Source organism: Nostoc sp. ChiQUE02 (assembly GCF_034531305.2).
Taxonomy (GTDB): domain Bacteria; phylum Cyanobacteriota; class Cyanobacteriia; order Cyanobacteriales; family Nostocaceae; genus Nostoc.
This window is the reverse complement of sequence record NZ_JAVRBN020000024.1, coordinates 79,573-102,676: the sequence shown is the minus strand read 5'-3', so window position 1 is coordinate 102,676 and position 23,104 is coordinate 79,573. Positions and strand designations below refer to the sequence as shown.

The following is a 23,104-nucleotide window of genomic DNA, read 5'->3' as shown; positions in this document are numbered from 1 at the left end:
GTACTCACTATGCCCTATGTCTGCTTATTCAATTGATACTGCCTTAGCGGAGTTAGAAAGCCTTATCAATAATTGTGAAAAGGCTGTGATGAGGTCTATAGAGGAAAAAAACATGAAATCAGACAAATCAGATAAATCAGTGTCAATCAACAGAATTAACAGACAATTACAACACAATCCTATCGCCATCGTTGGGATGGCTTCTCTATTGCCTCAAGCCAGAAATTTGCGGGAATACTGGCAAAATATAGTAAATAAAATTGACTGTATTACTGATGTTCCTTCCACTCACTGGAGTGTCGAAGATTATTACGATCCAAATCCCAGAACTACTGAAGATAAAACCTACTGTAAAAGAGGTGGGTTTCTTCCAGAGGTAGATTTTAACCCGATGGAATTTGGTATACCACCTAGCATTTTGGAAGTCACAGATGTATCGCAACTATTAAGTTTAGTGGTTGCGAAAGAGGCAATGGAAGATGCAGGGTATGGCGAAAAACGTGAGTTTAACCGCGAGATGGTTGGGGTAATCTTAGGCGTGGCTATGGCCAAGCAATTAGGAATGCCACTTTCGGCGAGATTGGAATATCCAATTTGGGAAAAAGCACTTAAAAGCAGTGGTTTATCTGACGAGGATACCAAAAAAATCGTTGATAAAATCAAAAGTGCTTATGTGAAATGGGATGAGAACGCTTTCCCTGGAATGTTAGCTAACGTCGTCGCGGGTAGGATTGCCAATCGCCTAAATTTTGGCGGAATGAATTGCGTAGTTGATGCCGCTTGCGCTAGTTCCTTTGGTGCTTTAAAAATGGCAATTAGTGAGCTAGTTGAGCATCGGTCTGACATGATGCTAACTGGTGGTGTTGATACCGACAACACCATCATGGCTTACATTTCGTTCAGCAAAACACCGGCGGTTTCTCCTAGTGAAAATGTCAAACCTTTCGACGCTAAGTCGGATGGGATGATGCTGGGTGAAGGTATCGGGATGATTGTCCTCAAACGGTTAGAAGATGCTGAACGGGACAACGATAAAATATATGCCGTAATTAAAGGTATTGGTACTTCCAGCGATGGGCGTTACAAGAGCATTTATGCTCCCCGCAAAGAAGGTCAAGTTAAAGCCTTAGAACGTGCTTATGAAGATGCCGGCTTCTCTCCCGCTACTGTTGGTTTAATGGAAGCACATGGCACCGGGACTATGGCTGGAGATCCGACAGAATTCGGTTCTTTAAAAGACTTCTTTGATGTACATGATGATAAAAAGCAGCACATCGCTTTGGGTAGTGTGAAATCACAAATTGGACACACAAAAGCGGCTGCGGGTGCAGCGAGTTTGATTAAAACTGCTTTGGCTTTACATCACAAAGTATTACCACCCACAATTAACATCACCGAGCCAAACCCCAAACTCAACATTAAAAATTCATCCTTTTATTTGAATACCGAAACCAGACCTTGGATTCGTCCAGAAGGGGAAGCACCCAGACGCGCAGGTGTAAGTTCCTTTGGCTTTGGGGGAACCAACTATCACGTCGTTTTGGAAGAATATGAAGCCGACCAAAACGCCGCTTACCGCTTACACAGTGGCGCTAGTGAAGTGCTGTTGTTTGCTCCCACAGTAGAGCAATTGTTGAGCAAGTCGGAAGAGATTTTAGGTAAGTTGCGTTCACGAAGTGACTCCGCAGGAGTATCACCTGAAGCAAATGCATACTATGCACAATTAGTCAATGAGTGCAAATCACAACAAATACCCCTTTCTGCTGCCAGATTTGGGTTTGTCGCTGAAAATCTCGAAGAAGCTTGCAAGTTACTGCAAACTAGCATTGACTGGCTGAAACTCAAAGGGTCAGCAGCATCTTGGGAGCATCCCCAAGGGATTTATTACCGTTCCTCTGGTATGGAGTTGGGCGGAAAAGTTGTCTCTCTATTTTCTGGTCAAGGTTCGCAATACCTGGAGATGGGACGCGAACTGGTGATGAATTTCCCTTTGATGCGTCGTCTTCATGGTTATATGGATAGCCTGTTGCTCAAAGATAATTTGCAACCGTTGTCAGAAATCGTTTTCCCTCATCCTGTGTTTGGAGAGGCAGAAAAGAATGTCCAAATTGCTGCCTTGCAACGCACAGAATACGCTCAACCAGCTATCGGGGTGTTGAGTGCAGGTATGTACAGCATACTGCAACAAGCTGGATTTAAGTCAGATTTTGTTGCCGGTCATAGCTTTGGTGAACTAACAGCGCTATGGGCTGCGGGGGTTTTGAGTACAGAAGATTACTTGTTCTTAGTGAAAGCTAGGGGTCAAGCAATGGCTGCACCCGAAGACCCAGATCATGATGCGGGTAGTATGCTGGCTGTTAAAGAAGACATCAGCAAAGTGGAAGCAGTGCTGAGACATTTTCCCCAAGTTGCGATCGCTAATCAAAATTCTCCGACTCAATTTGTTTTGGCTGGGCCGACCGCAGAAATAGCCAGAGTCAAAGACGCTTTACACGAGAAAGGATATACGGCTGTATTGCTACCTGTTTCAGCAGCGTTCCATACACCGCTAATCGCCTTTGCTCAAAAATCCTTTGCGATCGCTACCAAGTCTGTCAAATTCCAAAGTCCCAAAATCCCTGTTTACAGCAACGTTACCAGTAAGCAGTATCCCAAGGAAGCCCAAGGTATTCAAAAAATCCTTGAAAGCCACCTTTCCAACTCAGTGCTGTTTAAGCAGGAAATTGAAAATATCTATGCGGCGGGTGGTACTTGCTTTGTGGAATTTGGGCCTCGGAGAATTCTTAGCAACTTGGTGAAAGAGATTCTTGGCGATCGCCCACATATTACCGTATCTTTGAACCCCAGCACTCAAAAGAATAGCGATCGCTCCTTGCGAGAAGCAGTTGTGCAGTTACGGGTAATTGGCTTGGCTTTGAATAACCTCGATCCTTACCAACTTCCCCAAACCATCCCCCCAATTGAGACGAAGAAGACATTAAATGTACGTTTAAACGGGATAAACTACAGATCCGAAAAAACGAAAAATGCCTTCGCTCTAGCTTTACAAGATGGGCATAAAGTTACATTACCCGCGCCCGAATATTCTGAAGCGGCTCCTTTATTTAGCAGCCCAGGTGTAACTCCACCTGTAGCAGTGATAGAAACTAACGGACATAAAAAACTTACCCCAGCAATGAACGGTGTGACTGCTAGTATCATCACCCAGCCAGAGCAACAGATGAATCCTGTTACCCTGTCACAACCAGTCCAGGAATCTAAGATGCAACCAACACCAGAAAAACTTACAAATTACGAACAACTTTTAGCAAGTTTAGAATATCTCCTGACACAGTTCCAGGAAAATCAAGCCGAGAATTTACAAGTTCACGGTACTTATCTCAACCATCAAATGGAATACGCCAAAGCGTTTTTCCAACTGATGCAGCAGCAGAATTCTTTGTTGAGTGAAAGTAAATCAACAGCCGAAACTGCCAAAATGAAGCTAGTTGTCATGGAAAGCTTAGAGCGCAGCATGATGCAGTTTCATTCCCAACAAGGTGAAACCCTACGCATCCATGAGCAATATCTCCAAGAGCAGCTGGAATATACTAAGAGCTTTTTCCAACTCATCCAGCAAGAGTATTCTCAAATCATCTCAGGTGAGGGAGCAACTCAACTAACAGAGAAACTCAGCAATTTCACTCCGTTCACCACAGAAACAATTATTACTGATGCACCGACCAAGATAGTAGAAAGCCAGCCTTTGCCTGTAACTGAGCCTGTAGCTAAAAATGGCTTCAATGTTACCCAAGAACCTCTTCCGGCTGCTGTAGAGCCTGTAGTTGAAACTTCCTACTCCCCACTTCCTACTCCCCACTTCGCCACTGTCGAGACAGTAGAGCCTGTAGTCGCGCCACCTGTCCCAGTTGTAGAACCCCAAGCCGAGGTTGTAGTCAAAATTAGCGCACCTCCAGTCGAGGAAGTTGTTGCCTTCACCCCAGAACCAGCACCTACAACTGCTGCACCTGTATCTGGCGCAACCATCGATATTGTTGACTTGGATAAAAACCTCTTAGCCATCACCAGCGACAAGACCGGCTACCCAGTCGAAATGCTGGAAATGGACATGGACATGGAGGCTGATTTAGGAATTGACTCCATCAAACGGGTGGAAATCTTGGGGGCACTACAAGAAATGTACCCCAACCTACCCAAGCCCAATTTAGAAGAACTGTCAGAAAAACGCACCATTGGTCAAGTTGTCGAGTATCTGCAATCCCACGCTTCCAGAAGTGTTTCTGTAGAAATTGCAATTCACGAAGTACAACAAACAACTGAGATTGCAGTAGAGGCTGCACCAGTAGTTGAAGTAGTCGTTGCGCCTGAACCAAGCGTAGTTGTTGCATTCACTCCAGAGCCAGAAGTTGCTCCTTCTACAAGTCATGAATTTGCAAACTTAGGTGAAACTCTGTTAGCCATCACCAGCGATAAAACCGGCTATCCAGTCGAGATGCTGGAACTGGAAATGGACATGGAAGCCGACTTAGGAATTGATTCCATCAAACGGGTAGAAATCTTAGGGGCGATGCAAGAAATGTACCCCAACTTACCCAAGCCGAATATCGAAGAACTCGGCGACCTCCGCACCATCGGTCAAATAGTTGATTACCTACAGCAGTTGGCTGGAGGTGAAAAAAAAAAGTCTGAGCCTGAGTTTGTCCAACAGCAGCCACCGGAATTAGAGCATAATATCCCGCGCTATACTGTCAAACTCAGAAGCCTAGCACAACCCGATTATTTGGATTTCAAGTTACCAGAGGGACACATCGGTTTAATCACCGATGATGGTTCCCTCACCACCTATAAATTAACTGAATCCCTAATCGAGAAAGGCTGGAAGGTAGTAGTTATCAGCTTCCCTCAATCGCTCATCGCCCAACAAGCGCCTTTACCCACAGGAGTAACCCGCGTCACCTTAGCAAACTTAAGTGAAGAACATCTTCAACAACAATTGCAAGCGATCGCATCTCACTGCGGAACGATTGGGGCCTTCATCCATCTCCATCCGATGTTTGTAGGAAATCACACCGGAAGTATTTCCTATAACGAATCAGAAAAGGCGATCGTCAAGCACGTATTTTTGATGGCGAAACACCTCAAACCCTCTCTAAACGAAGCCGCAAAACATGGACGTAGTTGTTTCTGCACAGTAGCTCACCTTGATGGAGCCTTCGGTTTAGAGTACAAAGTCAACTTCGGTGCGATCGGCGCTGGACTATTCGGCTTAACCAAAACTCTGAGATGGGAATGGCCAAAGATATTTACTCGTGCGATCGACCTAAGCCCCAGACTTGATGCTAAACAGTCAGTACAAAACATCATCGCCGAACTTCACGACCCCAACCTTTATATAACTGAAGTTGGCTACGGCTCACAAGGACGAGTCACCATTATCGCCGATTAAAAAGTTGATTAACGCCGTGTGCAACTTTCTCTCGAACCTAACCCCCAACCCCTTCCCTTGTAGGGAAGGGGAGTAAGAATCAAAGCCTCGGTGTCGGTGTACACACAAGTCGAATTACCCCCCTTAATCCCCCCTTGGTAAGGGGGGAAATAAGAAATCCAGTTCCCTCCCCGTTACAAGGGGAGGGTTAGGGTGGGGTAAAACCCTGGTTAATCAGCTACTTCAGACTTGCGTGTAAACCGTAGCCCTGTGGGGGAGAGGAATGGAGGTGGGGTTTCAAAAATAAGTTACACATCAAACCCAATTTATACAGGTATTCACGAGGATTTATGACACAAACAGCCCAGCTTAGTCCATCATCTGTCTTTGTCGTGAGCGGCGGTGCAAAAGGGATTACGGCTGAGTGTACTATCAGATTAGCCCAACAGCAACCCTGTAAATTCATCCTCCTCGGTCGCTCCGAACTATTAGAAACCGAGCCAGATTATGCTCAAAATTCTGATGACTCCGCATTGAAAAAATGCATCATGGAAAATCTTCTTTCTCAAGGAGAGAAGCCCACACCCATGAATGTGCAAAAAATATATAACAAAATTACCTCTAGCCGCGAAATTAAAAAGACTCTAGCAGCAATTGAAAAAACCGGAGCTAAAGCAGAATATATCAGCGTTGATGTTACAGATACGCCAGCTTTACAAGAAAAACTTGCTACTGCTGTGCAACATCTCGGCCCAATTACCGGAATTATCCACGGCGCGGGAAACTTAGCTGATAAATTAATTGAAAAGAAAACAGAAGAGGATTTTGAAAAAGTTTACACCGCAAAAGTTCAAGGTTTAGAAAACCTGCTAACTTGCGTCAACCCTAATCAACTTCAGCATTTAGTTTTGTTTTCTTCAGTCACAGGCTTTTACGGAAATCCTGGACAATCTGATTATGCGATCGCAAATGAAATTCTGAACAAATCAGCCCATATATTTAAGCAAACTTATCCCTTGTGTCATGTAGTCGCTATCAACTGGGGCGCTTGGGACAGTGGGATGGTGACAGCAGAATTAAAGAAGATTTTTCAAGAGCGAAAAATTGAAATAATTCCGATTGCAGTTGGGGCACAAATGCTCGTGAAAGAAATGGATAATACCAACCATGCAACCTCACAAGTTGTCATTGGTAGCCCACTCGTTCCCCTGGCGGCGGAGTTAGATTCAGAACTACGAACCTATCGTATTCGTCGCCAAATGACATTGGAGGCCAATCCATTTTTGCACGATCATACGATTGCTGGTTCTCCAGTTTTACCAGCAACTTGTGCAATGACCTGGATTATCAATGCTTCTGAACAATTATATCCCGGTTATCGGTTGTTTAACTACCAAGATTTCAAAGTTTTAAAGGGGATTACTTTCAATGAGACATTAGCAGAGGAACATATTTTAGAAATAGAAGAAATTTCTAAAGTTAATCTTGAAAGAATCGAACTTAAAGCCAAAATTTCGAGCAAAAATCCACAGGGCAGAATCCATTTTCATTTTAGCGCCCAACTCAATCTCCAGCGAGAAATCCCAGATGTACCCACTTATGAATCTCTCAATCTCGAAGAAGATAATATTATCACCGCTACAGGAAAAGATTTTTATCAAAATGGTGGGGCTACATTATTTCATGGCCCGGCTTTTCAAGAAATCAAAAGAGTCTTAAACATCAGTCCTGAAAAAATCACTACAGAATGTCTTTGGCCAGAACTCACACCACAGCAACAAGGACAATTCCCTGTTCAATGGGTAAATCCTTACACCACTGACTTGAGTATGCACGCCTTATGGGTTTGGACACAACACTTTCATGAGGAAGGTTGTTTACCTGGAAAAGTAGAAAAATTTGAACAATTTGCGATGATACCGCATAACGAAACATTCTACGTTTCTTGTGAAGTACTATCTAAGACACCAAGTAGTGCGATCGCAAACTTCATCATACACGATCGCCAAGGTAAAATATACTCACGAATGCTCGGCGCTCATGCCATTATTTGGTCAATGAAAATGCTCAGAAGCTAATAATCTTTCTTTACCACTCAACACCTATAGCAGTCCTAAAATCTCTGTAAAATTCTTTCTTTTCTTCGTGCCCTTTGCGGTTCGCTAAAAAAAGTAATTTTCATAACTCAGATAGGATTGCTATAACTTGCCACTTCAAAGTTTGGGGAACAGCGTAAATCCTGCCTTTTAATTATCTCTTGCTAAATACCCAAACTCGGAGCATATAAATCGTGGAAAAAATAGCCATCATCGCATTATCATGCCTATTCCCCGATGCAAAGAATCCTGAAGAATACTGGCAGAACATCGTTAATCAAAAAGATTCCACATCCTCTGCAACCGTCGAAGAAATCGGAGTAGATCCGACAATATTTCACAATCCAGTTAAAGGTACACCAGACAAAACCTATTCCCTCAAAGGCGGATACATCCGCGACTTCCAGTTTAATCCATCTGAATACAATCTACCATCAGAATTTGTTGCTGGTTTAGATAATACCTTCAAATGGTCATTGTATGCCGCTAAACAAGCAATTGAGCAAAGTGGTTATTGGGGTAATCAAACTGTCCTAGCAAAATGTGGCGTAATTTTAGGTAATTTGTCATTCCCGACAAAATTATCTAATCAATTATTCTCTCCAATTTACCAGCAAGCTATTAATCCTGCTGTCAGAGAACTTTTGCAGGATAAAGACTTTGATTTAGCTGCTTTACCAAGTGCAACCAAAGCATCTTTATACAATGCGATGATATCTGGCTTACCAGCATCTATCGTTGCTCAAGCTCTATCGCTATCTCAAATTAATTTATGTCTGGATGCTGCTTGTTCTTCATCATTTTATGCGATTAAACTAGCATCTCATTACTTATGGTCACACAAAGCTGATGTCATGTTAGCTGGAGCCATCAGTTGTGCCGATTCCTTATTCGTGCGGATGTTGTTTTCCGGTGTTCAAGGATATGCAGAAAACGGTATCAGCCGTCCCTTAGATAAGTCCTCTAGAGGATTAATCCCCGCCGATGGTGTTGGGATGGTGGTGCTGAAGAGATATTCTGATGCCGTCAGAGATGGCGATAATATTCTCGCTACCATCTGCGGTAATGGACTCTCGAATGATGGCAAAGGTAAGCACTTACTGAGTCCGAATCCTAAAGGACAAGTCCTAGCTTTTGAACGAGCCTATAATGAGGCGAATTTTAGTCCCAAAACCATCGATTATTTAGAGTGTCACGCCACTGGCACATTACTAGGAGATACAACCGAATTTAACTCCATTGAAACATTCTTTGGTCAAAATAAAGCTGCGCCTCTGGTGGGTTCTGCTAAGGCAAATACTGGTCACTTGCTAACTGCTGCTGGCATGGTTGGCTTGACTAAAGTGATTTTGAGCATGTCTCATGGTGTAATTCCAGCAACCATGAATGTTTCGGAACCTTTAACTTCAGAAAAAGGTACAATTTCTGCCGACAAGATTGTTAGAAAAGCTACAGCATGGCCGAATAATAACGCACCAATTAAACGAGCGGCTATCAGTGCTTTTGGTTTTGGCGGCACTAATTCTCATCTGATTTTAGAACAAGGAAATACAACAGAATCAGTTGAATCAATTCCACCTGTTCCACCTACCAAAATTGCCATTGTCGGCATGGATGCCTTTTTTGGTAACTGCAATGGTTTGGATGCTTTTGAACGCAGTATTTATGATGGAACACAGCATTTTACTTCCCTACCGCCTCAAAGATGGCATGGTATAGAAAATCAAGAAAGTGTCCTGAAAGAGTACGGTTTAACAGACGGGAAAGCACCAGTAGGGGCATATATCAAAGATTTTGAAATCGATACTTTATCGTGTAAAATCCCACCAAATGAAATCGAGAAGTTAAACCCACAACAATTGTTGCTCCTGAAAGTTAGCGATCGCGCCGTCAAAGATGCGAAACTACAGGAGGGTGGGAATGTGGCTGTAATTGTTGCCGCAGAGACAGAATTCTCTGTGCATCAGCTACAGCAAAGATGGAATCTATCTTGGCAAGTTAAGGATGGCTTACTCAACCAAGGAATTTCTCTACCTGCTGAACAGCTTTCCCAACTGGAAACCATTGTTAAAGATAGTATTCATCAACCAGTAGAAATCGGCGAATATGTGAGTCACATCGCCAACATCATGGCGAGTCGGATTTCTGCTTTGTGGAATTTCACTGGCCCTGCATTCACCGTTAGCGCTGGCGAAAATTCTGCCCTCAAAGCGTTGGAAGTTGCCCAAATGCTACTCGCTACGGGAGAAGTAGACGCGGTGGTTGTGGGTGCGGTAGATTTAGCAGGTGGTGTGGAAAACGTCTTGTTCCGCAGCCAATTTGCGCCAATTAATACGGGTGTCAACACGTTGGGTTATGACCAACAAGCCAATGGCTGGACGGTTGGCGAAGGTGCGGGTGCTGTTGTCCTCAAGCGCTACGAAGCTGCTAAGGAAGACAATGAACGCATCTATGCAGTAATTGATGCCATGAGTTTCGCACAAGGTAATTCTACTTTGAGTGACGCTTTGGTAAAACCTGATGCTTCAGCTATCAGCAATGTCTGCAAACAAGCTTTCCAGATGGCGGAGATTCAACCCACAGAAGTTAACTATGTGGAAGTCTTCGGTAGTGGCGTTCCCCAGGAGGATGAAGCCGAAATCACAGGTTTACTGCAAGCTTATCCGAAAGTGGGCAATGGTCTACACTGTGCATTGGGCAGCGTCAAAGCCAATATCGGCCACACCTATACAGCATCGGGAATTGCTAGCTTGATCAAAACCGCTCTCTGTCTTTATTACAGGTATATTCCCGCCACCCCCAAATGGTCTGGTGTCAAAACACCGCAAGTATGGGAAGGTAGCCCCTTCTATGTGGCGATGGAATCAAGACCTTGGTTTGTCGATAAAGGCGGCACACGCAGAATAGCAGCAATTAATAGCATGGGTATAGATGGCAGCTACGCCCATTTAATCTTATCGGAGGAACCCAGCCAAGAGGAGCGCGACAACAGATATTTGCAACAAATGCCTTTTCATCTGTTTCCTATCGCAGTTAGCGATCGCTCCACTATACCCGATATCCTAAACCATCTTCAAAAATCCATTGAAGCCAGTTCCTCTTTATCAGCTACTGCCAGCCAAACATTCGCTACCTTTCAACAGCAATCTGATGCAAAATACGTCTTATCAATTACAGGACGTAACACAAAAGATTTACTCAAAGAAATTGAATCTGCCCGTAAAGGTGTAAATAATGCCTTTGAAAACGGCACAGATTGGCAAACGCCGCTAGGTAGTTATTTCACAGCAAAACCATTGGGTAAAACTGGAGCAGTTGCTTATGTTTACCCCGCAGCAGTCAATTCTTATATTGGCATTGGTCGGACTGTTTTTCGCTTATTTCCTAAAGTTTTCGAGGACTTAAAAAGTAACAATCTCTACAACCGGGCTGCTGATGTTGAAAAGCTGGTTTATCCCAGAAGCTTACCTAAATTGACAACCAGGCAACTAGAAACTCTCGAAAAGCAATTGTTAGATGATTCACTAGCAATGTTTGAAAGCGAAATCGCCTTTGCTAGATATATGACGGCAATTTTCCGAGATGATTTTAAAGTCAAGCCGCAATCTGTATTTGGGTATAGCTTGGGTGAAACTAGTATGATGGTTGCCCAAGGGGTTTGGAGTGATTTTGAGGGTGGAAGTAACACCTTAAACTCATCACCTCTATTTGGCGATAAGTTATCTGGTCCTAAAAATGCGGTGCGTGAGTATTGGGGATTAACAGATTCACCAAACAACAATTTTTGGAATACCTATGTTCTCATGGCTACTCCATCTCAAGTAAGAGAATGCCTGAAACATGAGGATCACGTCTACTTAACTCAAATCAACACACCAGAAGAAGTATTAATTGCTGGTGAAGATGCAGCCTGTAAGCGAGTGATTGCAACTTTAGGTTGCAACGCTTTCCCCGCTCCCTTCGACCATGTGATACATTGTGAGGCGATGCGATCGCAGTTCGAGGAAATCAAGAAGGTAAACAGCTTACCATCACAAAATCTTCCCGGTATCGTTTTTTACTCAGCCGCCGATTATCAACCGATTGTACTTGATAGTGATGCGATCGCGCATAACATCGCCAAAGGATTGTGCCAAGAACTTGATTTTCCGCAATTAGTTAATCGTGTCTACGGCGATGGGGTCAAAATATTTTTAGAAGCGGGTGCTGGTAGTGTTTGTTCACGATGGATTGATAAAATCCTCGGAAACAAAGAACATATCACAGTTTCTCTAAATCGTAGGGGAATGGATGACCATGCTTCAATGGTCAAAGCATTAGCAAAACTACTCAGTCATCAGGTGAATGTGGATTTATCACCGTTGTACAACAAAGCCCAAGAAAGTGCTAATTCAAATAAAGCAACATTAAGAACAGTTACCTTGGGTGGAAAAGCGATTGCCGCTACAATTTTGAGTGATGAAAATCGCAAACTGGTTGAAAATTTGGTTGAGGATATTAAGTGCGATCGCTTCAAAATACAGCATCCAGATATACCTAATGTCCAACAATCTGAAATTACAGATTCTCTTAACACTTCCAACCAAATAACCCAACAAGAAAATTATTTCCCTAACATCTTGCCTCAGCCAGAAGAAGTAAAACCGAAAAATATCATTGATAACGTTTTTCAACCGAGAGAACAATTACAATCTTCTGAGTCAAGCGCAATTAAACAGCCAATTCCTGTTTCTTTCCCACCCGTCAGAACTCAAAAAATTAGTAGCATCATCAGCATGTTCGATTTAAATAAAACCCAGTATCAAAAGCTCAATGCTAATAATTCAAAGATAACTAAAGCACACACCGCCTTCTTACAAGCTAGACAAGATTACAGTCAACAAATGAGCGAAATCATTCAATTGCAACTAGCTTGCGCCCAAAATTTGCTTAACGACGAATCTTAATATCTCATACCAATTCTCTCTAAACCTTCTCTTCCTTCTCTTCGAGACGCTGCGCGAACGCGCCCTTTGCGTCCTTTGCGGTTCGTTTAAAAATTATTACGTGCATCTCCCAGAGAATTGGTATTACTCTTTTACTCTGTGCCCTCTGCGCCTCTGCGGTTCGTTAACAGAGTCTACACCCTTCAACTTTAATCATCCATTGTTTGTATAATCCGAGGGATAACTACCGTGACAACCGTAGATACGGTACTAAGTAAACACGATAATGGTCTTAACTTCTCCGCTTGGTCTCATAACAAAAACCAGGTTTGGAAAGGTTCTTTAGAAACTGTATCTTTTGAGAAACAAACCATCAAAGATAAATTGATGGTGTTAAATAAACCCTGCTACATCGTGAAAGTCGCCGGAAAAATCGGTGTCACTAATGAGGGTTATTTATCCCCTGGTGATAATGGCACAACAGCACAAGTAGAACTGCTAACATTTGCAGCCCCAATCCGCATTCAACAATTTGGAGATCCCAATTTCCTCTCCTCTCATGGAGTAAAATATGCCTACGTTACCGGCGCAATGGCTGGCGGAATTGCTTCCGAAGAAATGGTCATTGCACTCGGAAAAGAGCAAATTTTGAGTTCCTTTGGTGCAGGTGGTTTAACTCCAGAACGTTTGGAAGCAGCCATAAATCGCATTCAGCAAGCTTTACCTCAAGGGCCCTACGCATTTAATCTGATCCACAGCCCCAACGAACCTGCAATTGAACGCCGCGCTGTAGATTTATACCTCAAATATCAAGTGAGAACAGTAGAAGCCTCTGCATTTCTCGACTTGACTCCCAATATTGTTTATTACCGTGTTGCTGGATTGGGGTTGAATAGCGCCAATCAGATTGAAATCAAAAATAAAATCATTGCCAAAATTTCTCGCCGAGAAGTTGCGACTAAATTTCTGCAACCAGCACCAGCCAGAATCATCAAAGAACTCCTGGAACAAGGGCTAATTACTGAGTTACAAGCAACCCTTGCAGCCAAAGTTCCAATGGCTGATGATATTACCGTCGAAGCTGATTCTGGAGGTCATACAGATAACCGTCCTCTGGTTTGTGTGCTACCTTCTATTATTGCCTTGCGGGATGAAATTCAAGCACAATATCATTATCAAACACCCATTAGAATCGGTGTTGCAGGGGGAATTGGGACACCACAATCAGCATTAGCAGCCTTTATGATGGGTGCTGCTTATATAATGACCGGTTCCATTAATCAGTCTTGTGTTGAATCTGGGGCTTGTGAACATACCAAAAAGTTATTAGCTCAAGCAGAAATGGCTGATATGATAATGGCCCCAGCAGCAGATATGTTTGAAATGGGAGTCAAATTGCAAGTTCTCAAACGGGGTACAATGTTCCCCATGCGAGCGCAGAAATTATTTGAACTCTACCGCGCTTATGATTCCATTGAAGAGATTCCTTTGGCAGAAAGGCAGAAATTAGAAAAACAAGTTTTTCGCAAAACTATTGCCGAAGTATGGGAAGGAACTGCGGCTTATTTATCCCAAAAGAATCCTGAAAAACTTGGGAAAGCAGTCAATAATCCTAAATTGAAAATGGCGTTGATTTTCCGTTGGTATCTAGGATTATCTTCTCGCTGGTCTAGTTCTGGTGAAAAAGGTAGAGAAGTCGATTATCAAATTTGGTGTGGCCCGGCAATGGGCGGTTTCAATGACTGGGTACGCGGTTCTTACTTATCTGAACCAAATAATCGTCGGGTAGTTGATGTAGCCAATCAAATTATGACTGGTGCAGCCTTTTTGTACCGTGTCCAAAATTTAAAAATTCAAGGACTACAAGCTTCCGATTATTACAGTCAGTATCACCCTATTCGTTCTACATCATTGTTGGAGATTTAAAAATGACTATAAAACAGTCTTTCACCGCAGACGATATTCAAATATTTTTGGTATCTAACTTAGCTAAGTTGCTAGGAGTAGCAACTGATGAAATAGATATCAAAGAACATTTAGAAAACTATGGGTTGGATTCAGCCCAAGCAATGATTCTAGTAAGCAACTTAGAAAAGTTACTAGGATTTCAACCCTCTCCATTGCTGCTGTGGCATTACCCAAATATTGAGGCTCTTTCACAGCGTTTAGCTGAAGAAGTACAAGAAGGTTCACCAATTCAAGATACAAAGGTGACAGCCTCTAATGCCAATGCTGCACCCTCTGTTCTAGATTTAGGTGCTGAGGCTGTTCTTGACCCCACTATCCATCCCGGCGCTGCATCTAATGTAGCTATAGGTGAACCCAAGAACATCTTTTTAACTGGAGGAACAGGCTTTTTAGGAGCTTTTATCATCCGGGAATTGCTACAAGAAACCAACGCTGATATCTATTGCTTAGTGCGTGCTGCTAATGCTGAAGAAGGCAAAAGCAAACTCCAAAAGAATCTGGAACAGTATGCTATTTGGCAGGAAGAATTTGCCTTCAGAATTATTCCGATTGTCGGCGATTTATCTCAACCATTGTTAGGTATTGGTTCCGAACAGTTTCAAGTCTTAGCTGCAAATATTGATACCATCTATCATAGTGCTGCTTTATTGAATTATGTTTTCCCATACTCAGCACTGAAAGCAGCCAATGTTTTAGGCACTCAAGAAGTTTTAAGATTAGCTTGTCAAGTTAAAGTCAAGCCTGTACATTACGTTTCTAGTGTTGCTGTTTTTGAATCTACTGCTTACGCTGGCAAGGTTGTTAAAGAACAGGATGAATTCAATCATTGGGAAGGTATTTATCTCGGTTACTCACAAACTAAATGGGTAGCTGAAAAGTTAGTCAAAATTGCTCGTGACCGTGGACTACCTGTAACTATCCATAGACCCCCACTGATTTCAGGTGATAGCAAAACAGGCATTTGTAACACACATGACTTTATCAATTTGATGACCAAGGGCTGTCTACAAATGGGATATTTCCCTGATGTAGATTATATGTTGGATATGTCACCTGTGGACTATGTAAGTAAAGCGATCGTTTATCTATCACGGCAGGAAGAATCCATAGGTAAGGCTTTCAATTTACAACATCCCCAACCCGCTGCTTTAAAAATGCTAGTTGAGTGGATACGCTCATTTGGTTATTCAGTTGAAATGATTCCTTACGAAAAATGGCAATCAGAGTTAATCAATAATGTGACTTCTGCTGACAATCCTTTGTACACTCTGCGACCATTTTTACTGGAACGTTGGTCTGATGAACAACTGACTATTCCTGATTTGTATTTACAAGCTAGAAGACCCCATATTAGCTGCCAAGATACTCTTCACGCATTGGCAGGTAGTTCTATTGCTTGTCCCCCAATTGACTCTCAATTGTTTATGACTTATACCGCCTACTTGATTCAAAGCGGTTTCTTGAATCTCGCTTAGGAGTTCACAACTTGCGTAGGATGTGTTAGGAACGTAACGCACTATCCCGAATACTTTCGGTGCGTTACGGAAGCCGTAACACACCCTACAACTACAACAAAACAAGTTTATTTAGTCGATGTTTTTTAAAATTCAGTACTACTGAATAGTTAATATTTCAGATGCCAGTAACAACTTATATACCAACAGTGGCAATATAATTGCCCTGTTTTTTTATGCTCAATAATGTAATTTTTTAGGATTCACGACTTGACAGAAGCAATTGAGGATAGAATGGTTAGTGTCGGGCATAAAAGTTTGATTTTGCCTGCTGACTTTTGTGAGTAATCAAAAGCCAGTGCTAGTAGCTTGAAATAATCAAACTTCTTTAATGCCCCACTTCTTTGATGCATAAGTCCTAAATTTACGTTTGGACTGTTACATCTATCCAAGGCATCACAAAAGCATTTGAAAGGATAATAACTCAAGACAGTTATTGTAGGTTCAAATATTACGTGTACTTAATTGTAGAACGAGAACCACTGTAAATGCAAGGCAGCTTCATCAAGTTGAATTCACCAATATTTTTACATGAACAAAACACATCAAGGTCAGAGCAAAAGAACTGCTCTTATTACTGGGGCAGCCGGTGGAATTGGCTACGAATTAGCCTGTATTTTTGCCACTCATGATTACAATCTAGTCTTAGTAGACAGAAACGGGCTAAAGTTAGTAGAAATTGCAGCTAAATTCCAAAAAAAATTTGGAAATCTTGTCAAAACTATTGTTAAGGATTTATCTATATCAACTGCTCCTGAAGAAATTTTCACGGAGTTGCAACTCGCCAATATTAATGTTGATGTGCTGGTAAATAATGCTGGATTTGGTATCTATGGATTATTTCACGAAACAGACCTAGCTACTGAATTGGAAATGCTACAGGTAAATTTGGTGTGCCTCACCCATTTAACCAAGCTATTTGTGAAGCACATGGTAAAGCAAGGTGAAGGAAAAATATTGAATGTTTCTTCGGCTGCTGCTTTTCAACCAGGGCCTTTGATGGCGGTTTATTTTGCTACTAAAGCTTATATCTTATCTTTTTCGGAAGCGATCGCTAATGAATTAGAAGGTACTGGTGTCACTGTGACAGTTCTTTGCCCAGGCTCAACAGAATCTGGCTTTCATGAAAGAACCGGGATGGCTGACTCGAAGTTGCTCAAGGGTAAGAGAATGATGGATGCACAAACTGTAGCCGAAATTGGTTTTCACGGCTTAATGAAGGGCCAAACCATTGTCATTCCTGGTTTTATGAATAAACTACTCGCAAAATGTGTCAGATTTGTACCCAGAAACCTGGTGACAAAAATTGTGAGAAATATGCAGGAGGATAAGTAAGCTGGTTGTCATTAGTCATTAGTCATTAGTCATTTGTCCGCAATATCTCTCTTGTTTCAGCCAAAGATGAGCTTAATCAAGATTAATATTGCCAGCATTTTAAGTTCCAGCCATAATTTGCTATGGCAACGGCAGCAACATAATTGTTAGTAGGTACTAGTTCAAAAAGACTCCAGTCTTCTAATATCTGTAACTTGGCTGGTTCTGTAGGAGTCAACGACACTTCAACTTGCTCTAACTGGGATAGTCCGTCTCCAGTTGCTTTTAAATAAGCTTCCTTACAAGTCCAGTAACGAAAAAATACTTCTTGCTGTTGATTGGGAGATAGCGATCGCAACATCTCATATTCTCTCGGTAAAAAGAACCGTTTGGCAAGAGCTTCAATATCAGACATCGGGCGAATATATTCTAGGTCTACACCAATTGGGTGGGTACAATTTACCGCACACAAACCCAACCCTTGGGAATGAGACAAGTTAAATGCCAGTCCACTATCGGCAAATGTATCTGCTAATACTGGTTTGCCACGCTGTTGATAATTAAACTGCACTTGTCGGGGTTGGACATCCAAATAGCGACCTAATATACTTCGGAGAATACCACGACCAGCGATGAAACGCTGTCGATGTTCTTGAAAATAGAACCTTTCAGCACGAGCCGTTTCGTCACTGGAAAGGGTTGTTGCTAAATTTTGTAGTTGTGGTTCCGGTTGGTCAAGGTCTATGCGCCAAACATGAATCTCGTCTGGTAATAGAGTGAAATCTGTAGGTGCAGGTAGCCAAATATCATTAGAAGCGGTCATTGAATCAAAAAGTCAAGGGAGTTGTACTTTAATAGTTTGTTTAATTACGACGATATTATGCGTGGATCTGGTTTGACGCTTTAGCATTACTATATACAACTGCGCGTGTTTTTCCTATAATCTGCCATAGGTGTTGTTAGATATTAAGTCTAGCTGTAAACATAAATACAGGTAGCCGCGATTGCTTTTGCCAGCTAAATATTATAATTTATTACTCTAGATGTACGCTCCTCAACTCCACGTTAAATCCCCTGAGAGAGAATCGCATATTTTATTTTGGCTACAACATTAGCTATTACAGCATTACTCAAAGGAACTACGACCAATGTCTACAAGTGTTCTGAAGTAGATATCTCTTCAGTCGTAAATATTTTTCTCAGAAAGTGTTAGATCGGGAACAAAAAAACCTTGCCAATGCTTGTTAAAAACCTATTACAACTACTTTTTTGTAGAACATAGTGAGGATGAATGATTCTTAATTTGGAGTACTTTGCCTTCTTTATACTGCTACTAGCAGCGCTGCTATTAGCAATTAGGCAAATGAGCGTTGCTTTGGATGAGTTAGATATTGCGCGTTTTACTCTCTGGACGGGTATTGCTTCTGTTATTGCTGGTTTACCAATGATATTGTGGTAGCTTCTGGGTCAATGCCATCCTCTCTATTTTGGGCTTCCAAACAATGCGACTTCATCCGTCGAGTATCCTAGCAACTAGAATATTTTCTCGCCTACTACCCTATTCGCTTTTCCTGCAACCATTGTAAAACCCGATTCCATGCCCACCAAGGATCAGAATCTTGTACTTGACGCTGGCACTCTTTACTACTCAAATAGCCAACATGACCGCCGTATTGAGTGAGTAACAAATCTATTGCGGAATTGCGATCGCACGCATCTTGTAATTCCGGTATGATAGCTGGGTCAAAAAGTGGGTCATCAGCAGCATATAAAATCAAAGTCGGTTTTGAGATTTGCGGCAATATTTGTAAAGCACTACTAGCTTGGTAATATGCTTCCACAGAAGAAAAACCAAGTCGGTTAATTACCAGTTCATTATCAAAACCCCAAATACTGTTTGCCCGTTCAATCGCTGCTGGGTCAAGACTTCCAGGATGAGCATCATGTATCCGCCATGCCAGTTTTTTTAAATTCTGGGCAATCCCCGCTTCCAAATATCTGCCGAAGGGCTTTGTAACTAGATAAGATAGCGATCGCTCCGAATCCAAACTCGGACAAATCACCATACCACCGCCAATATCGCTATCTTCTAGTCCTAAATCTCCATGCTCCCTAATCACCTCAAGAGCGACCTTCACCGCCCACAGCGCCAATTGCCCTCCTAAAGAGTACCCTGTAAACCAAAATTTACCCGGACATCCCATTGCCTTAGCAGCGGCGGCGATGCGAACAAAATCTTCCCCCTCATACAAACCATCAGAAGTTAGAGTCGACGAAAATTGGGCAGTTTTGCCGTGGGCCCGCCAATCAAATAACACCACAGCGTATCCTTGAGCATAGGCTTTACGTCCTAGCACTCTCAAAAACCATTCCGTCTCTAACTCTCCAGTAATGCCATAAGTACCGATAATGGTGCTATGAGCATTTTCAGGAATGGCAACCAAGCCAAAAATTGGCACACCTTGGCCACCAACAAAGATTTTCTCGTGATAAGACGGTTCTGGTAAGAGAGTAGTACTTTCCCAGTAACGTTTTCCCCACAAAGCGGTGTATACAGTCATTATCACACCGTTTTGTAAAAACCAAGACGGATTGTAGGGGGGAGTATAACACATCATAGACTATAAGATTTCATGTAATTGAGTCTTGATTTCACAGTCATTTAATCTTAATATTTATGTAAGATTTAAAAACTTTTTTAGAATCGATTCAAAAATCTTTGTATCTATCAAAGGTTGTTATTTATCCTTAATAAGTAGTAATAATTTTTTAAGAATGCCGAGGATTCTTGTCATAGACGATGACCCAGCGATTTCAGAACTAGTTGCCGTCAACTTGGAAATGGCTGGCTACGATGTTAGTCAAGCTGAAGACGGCATCAAAGGTCAAGCGCTGGCTCTCCAGCTACAACCAGACTTGATCATGCTTGATTTGATGTTGCCCAGGGTAGATGGGTTTACCGTTTGCCAACGCCTGCGCCGCGACGATCGCACCTCTGAGATTCCGGTGTTAATGTTGACGGCTTTGAGCCAAACTCAGGACAAGGTGGAGGGCTTCAATGCTGGCGCAGATGACTACCTCACGAAACCTTTTGAAGTTGAAGAACTGCTGGCGCGGGTGCGGGCACTTTTGCGGCGAACTGACCGCATTCCCCAAGCCGCAAAGCATAGTGAGATTCTCAACTATGGCTCACTCACCCTTGTTCCCGAAAGATTTGAGGCAATATGGTTCAATGAAACAGTGAAATTGACTCACTTGGAATTTGAGTTACTTCACTGCTTGCTGCAACGCCACGGTCAAACGGTTTCTCCCAGCGAAATCCTCAGAGAAGTTTGGGGCTACGATCCTGATGACGACATTGAAACCATTCGAGTCCATATTCGCCACTTGAGAACCAAACTAGAACCAGATCCTCGCCACCCTCGCTATATCAAGACAGTGTATGGTGCTGGATACTGTCTTGAATTACCCAGTATACCTCCATCAAATGAAGGGGCTTCCGCAACATTGGTTGAATGAAATCACACTAAATTCCCTTAAACTTTGCCATCACTTAGGCGAAAACTCTCAGAAACCCTTATTCTTTACCGTTTATTTAGCGATGAGAGAATCGGGCTTTAGGATACTTTTGTATTGGCGTGACAAGCCTAAAATTATGCATTAAGTGTAGGTTGGGTTGAGCAACGCGAAACCCAATATTCATCTGGGTGTTGGGTCTGATACTTCGCTACGCGACGCTGACGTGAACGACCTAACCTACAAAATCTAATACACTATTTTAGTCTAGACACGCCATTACGGTGCGTTAGGACTAATGTCCATAACGCACCCTACCAGATTCAAGTCAATGTGGATGAGATTTTCCGACTATTTAATAAGCAATTAAGCGGACATAATATTATCTGAAGTATTGTTGTACAATACTCAACAACACCGAAGATACTCTTTATACACTAATTGAAGTGCCGAATATGGGCTGTAGGGTACTGACTAATTTCAGTTGGCGGATGTCTAATTTCTCCCTCGCAGTAACCCAGTTCGTACATACTAGCAGCTTGAGAATCTTGTTCTGGTGGCACCTTGGCTTTTCCAGCCCAAGCATCAGATTTTCCTAAGTTAAACCAATCTTCATTAGTCATCCCTGAACCAAATGTGTTCTCCGTTGCTTTTGTCATTTAGGTATCTCTCCTGCATTGATAAGTGACTGGCTTTAAATACCTGGCGATATACTATGACTGGGTGTGCCAATCTTCGGCTTGTTGGCGGATAGACTGTAATTCTTCAGAAGACATTTTATCTAAATTCTTTAAAATAAAACTCATCCTTCCTTGAGACTCTAGTTGTTGACGGTGTCGGTTAAGAAAATCCCAATAGAAGAAGTTGAACGGACAAGCGTTTTTACCAACACGTTCCTTATGGTTATAAACACAACTTTTGCAATAGTCACTCATTTTATTTATATAGTTAGCAGAAGCAGCATAAGGTTTTGATGCCAACACACCTCCATCAGCAAATAAACCCATACCAATAACATTCGTCTGCATTACCCAGTCATAAGCATCAATAAACACCGCATGAAACCAGTTTTCTACAGATTGTGGTGAAAGTCCGGCAATTAAAGCAAAATTACTCAACACCATTAGCCGTTGAATATGATGAGCGTAGCCAGTGCGTTCCACTTGCGTGAGAGTCTGGTGTAGACAATTCATCTCGGTTCTACTTGTCCAGAAAAAATCCGGGAGCGGTTGTGTGTGATTAAACCAATTTTTATCTGAGTAATCTGCATCTACATAGCGATAGATGCCGTGCATATATTCTCGCCAGCCCAATATTTGACGAATGAAACCTTCTACACTATTTAAAGGCAATTGGTGTTGGAAATATGCTTGTTGTACAGCCTGAATTACCTCCATTGGTTGGAGTAATCCAATATTCAAATAAGGAGAAATTAGCGCGTGCCACATTGTTTCTTCTCCCGTTACCATTGCATCTTGGTAGGGGCCAAAATGCGGTAGACGATTTTGAATAAACCAATCTAATACTTGAAGTGCCTGTTGGTGATTTATTCCCCAGCGAAAAGGTTTTATTTCCCCATAAGTTGGGCAAGTGAGAGAATTAACTTGAGCAATGACATCGAGAGTAATTTCATCTGGTTCAAACCATTGTGCAGGTGGTGTATTTAATTTCCCTTTGGGTGGTTGACGATTTTCTTTATCTAAATTCCACTGTCCGCCGACTGGTTTATCTTTCTCGATTAAAATTTGGAAACGTCGCCTTCCTTCCCGATAAAAGTCTTCCATTAATAGACGCTTACGACTTGACGCCCAATTATTGAATTCTTCTGTACTCCACAAAAAATGATTGTTAGGAATCAAAGTGATTTTGCAGAAGAGTTCTAAACCTCGAATCATTTGAGTGAACGGTAGATCATTCGGTGTCATCACCTGCAACTGAGTAATTTGATTTGCCTTAATCCATTCTTGGAGTGGTGTTTCAAAATCTTCAGCTATTTTGTATGTGACCGAATATTTTAGTTGTTGCAACTCTTGGGCAAAATGCCTCATTGCCGACCAAAGTAAAACTAATTTTTGTCGATGGTAAGGTCTTACTTGAACATGACGCAGCGACTCAATAAAAATTACAGGTAGGTTCTCTTGATGAAAACAACTTTCTAAAGCTGCTTGTTTTACCGAAAGTTGGTCGCCTAAGATCCAAACTCCAATTGTCATTGTTACTACCACTAATACCCATATCTACAGATAAACACTATCTATGTTTATCTGTAAGGGTACATCCCAGTTTTTATTTTTCAATGAGAGAATAACTGTCATTGCGAACGCGAGTGCGTCTCGCAATGACATG

12 protein-coding genes are annotated in these 23,104 nt (G+C 42.2%); 8 read left to right on the top strand and 4 right to left on the bottom strand.

From position 1 onward, the window contains the following. The first annotated feature begins 16 nt into the window (after nucleotides 1-16). The 6 genes from RM347_RS22975 (at nucleotide 17) to RM347_RS22950 (ending at nucleotide 17,263) form a co-directional block, all read left to right on the top strand. A complete protein-coding gene (locus RM347_RS22975; protein ID WP_322720144.1) occupies nucleotides 17-5,446 on the top strand; it encodes a polyketide synthase in 5,430 nt (1,809 codons plus the stop codon). A 329-nt stretch (nucleotides 5,447-5,775) separates the two neighbouring features. Then, nucleotides 5,776-7,503: an SDR family NAD(P)-dependent oxidoreductase gene (locus RM347_RS22970; RefSeq protein WP_322720143.1), complete on the top strand. Its 1,728-nt coding sequence runs from the start codon at nucleotides 5,776-5,778 to the stop codon at nucleotides 7,501-7,503. A 212-nt stretch (nucleotides 7,504-7,715) separates the two neighbouring features. After that, nucleotides 7,716-12,467, top strand: coding sequence for a PfaB family protein (locus RM347_RS22965; protein WP_322720142.1), 4,752 nt, complete (start codon nucleotides 7,716-7,718; stop codon nucleotides 12,465-12,467). 228 nt (nucleotides 12,468-12,695) lie between these two features. Further along, nucleotides 12,696-14,372, top strand: a complete 1,677-nt coding sequence (locus RM347_RS22960) for a PfaD family polyunsaturated fatty acid/polyketide biosynthesis protein (protein WP_322720141.1) — start codon at nucleotides 12,696-12,698, stop codon at nucleotides 14,370-14,372. Nucleotides 14,373-14,374: 2 nt separating this feature from the next. Next, nucleotides 14,375-15,889 carry a thioester reductase domain-containing protein gene (locus RM347_RS22955; protein ID WP_322720140.1) on the top strand — a complete coding sequence of 505 codons (1,515 nt, stop codon included), beginning with the start codon at nucleotides 14,375-14,377 and terminating at the stop codon, nucleotides 15,887-15,889. Between the two features lie 570 nt (nucleotides 15,890-16,459). Continuing rightward, a complete protein-coding gene (locus RM347_RS22950; protein ID WP_322720139.1) occupies nucleotides 16,460-17,263 on the top strand; it encodes an SDR family NAD(P)-dependent oxidoreductase in 804 nt (267 codons plus the stop codon). A gap of 82 nt (nucleotides 17,264-17,345) precedes the next feature. Here the strand turns inward: RM347_RS22950 and hetI are convergent, their stop codons facing one another. Continuing rightward, nucleotides 17,346-18,065 carry a 4'-phosphopantetheinyl transferase HetI gene (hetI, locus tag RM347_RS22945; RefSeq protein ID WP_322720138.1) on the bottom strand — a complete coding sequence of 240 codons (720 nt, stop codon included), beginning with the start codon at nucleotides 18,063-18,065 and terminating at the stop codon, nucleotides 17,346-17,348. Nucleotides 18,066-18,533: 468 nt separating this feature from the next. Here hetI and RM347_RS22940 point away from each other — a divergent pair, with 468 nt between their 5' ends. Beyond that, nucleotides 18,534-18,701, top strand: a complete 168-nt coding sequence (locus tag RM347_RS22940; protein ID WP_190893192.1) for a hypothetical protein — start codon at nucleotides 18,534-18,536, stop codon at nucleotides 18,699-18,701. 94 nt (nucleotides 18,702-18,795) lie between these two features. Here the strand turns inward: RM347_RS22940 and RM347_RS22935 are convergent, their stop codons facing one another. Then, the gene (locus tag RM347_RS22935) at nucleotides 18,796-19,860 is read right to left on the bottom strand and encodes a YheT family hydrolase (protein ID WP_322720137.1); all 1,065 of its coding nucleotides are present in this window, start codon (nucleotides 19,858-19,860) and stop codon (nucleotides 18,796-18,798) included. A 157-nt stretch (nucleotides 19,861-20,017) separates the two neighbouring features. Between RM347_RS22935 and RM347_RS22930 the strand changes: the two genes are divergently transcribed. Further along, nucleotides 20,018-20,761, top strand: a complete 744-nt coding sequence (locus tag RM347_RS22930; RefSeq protein ID WP_322720136.1) for a response regulator transcription factor — start codon at nucleotides 20,018-20,020, stop codon at nucleotides 20,759-20,761. Nucleotides 20,762-21,195: 434 nt separating this feature from the next. Here the strand turns inward: RM347_RS22930 and RM347_RS22925 are convergent, their stop codons facing one another. Together RM347_RS22925 and RM347_RS22920 are read right to left on the bottom strand one after the other, a co-directional pair. Next, entirely contained in the window at nucleotides 21,196-21,417 is a 222-nt protein-coding gene (locus tag RM347_RS22925) for a hypothetical protein (protein WP_322720135.1), read from the bottom strand. Between the two features lie 54 nt (nucleotides 21,418-21,471). Continuing rightward, nucleotides 21,472-22,971, bottom strand: a complete 1,500-nt coding sequence (locus RM347_RS22920) for a cryptochrome/photolyase family protein (protein ID WP_322720134.1) — start codon at nucleotides 22,969-22,971, stop codon at nucleotides 21,472-21,474. Nucleotides 22,972-23,104 lie beyond the last annotated feature (133 nt).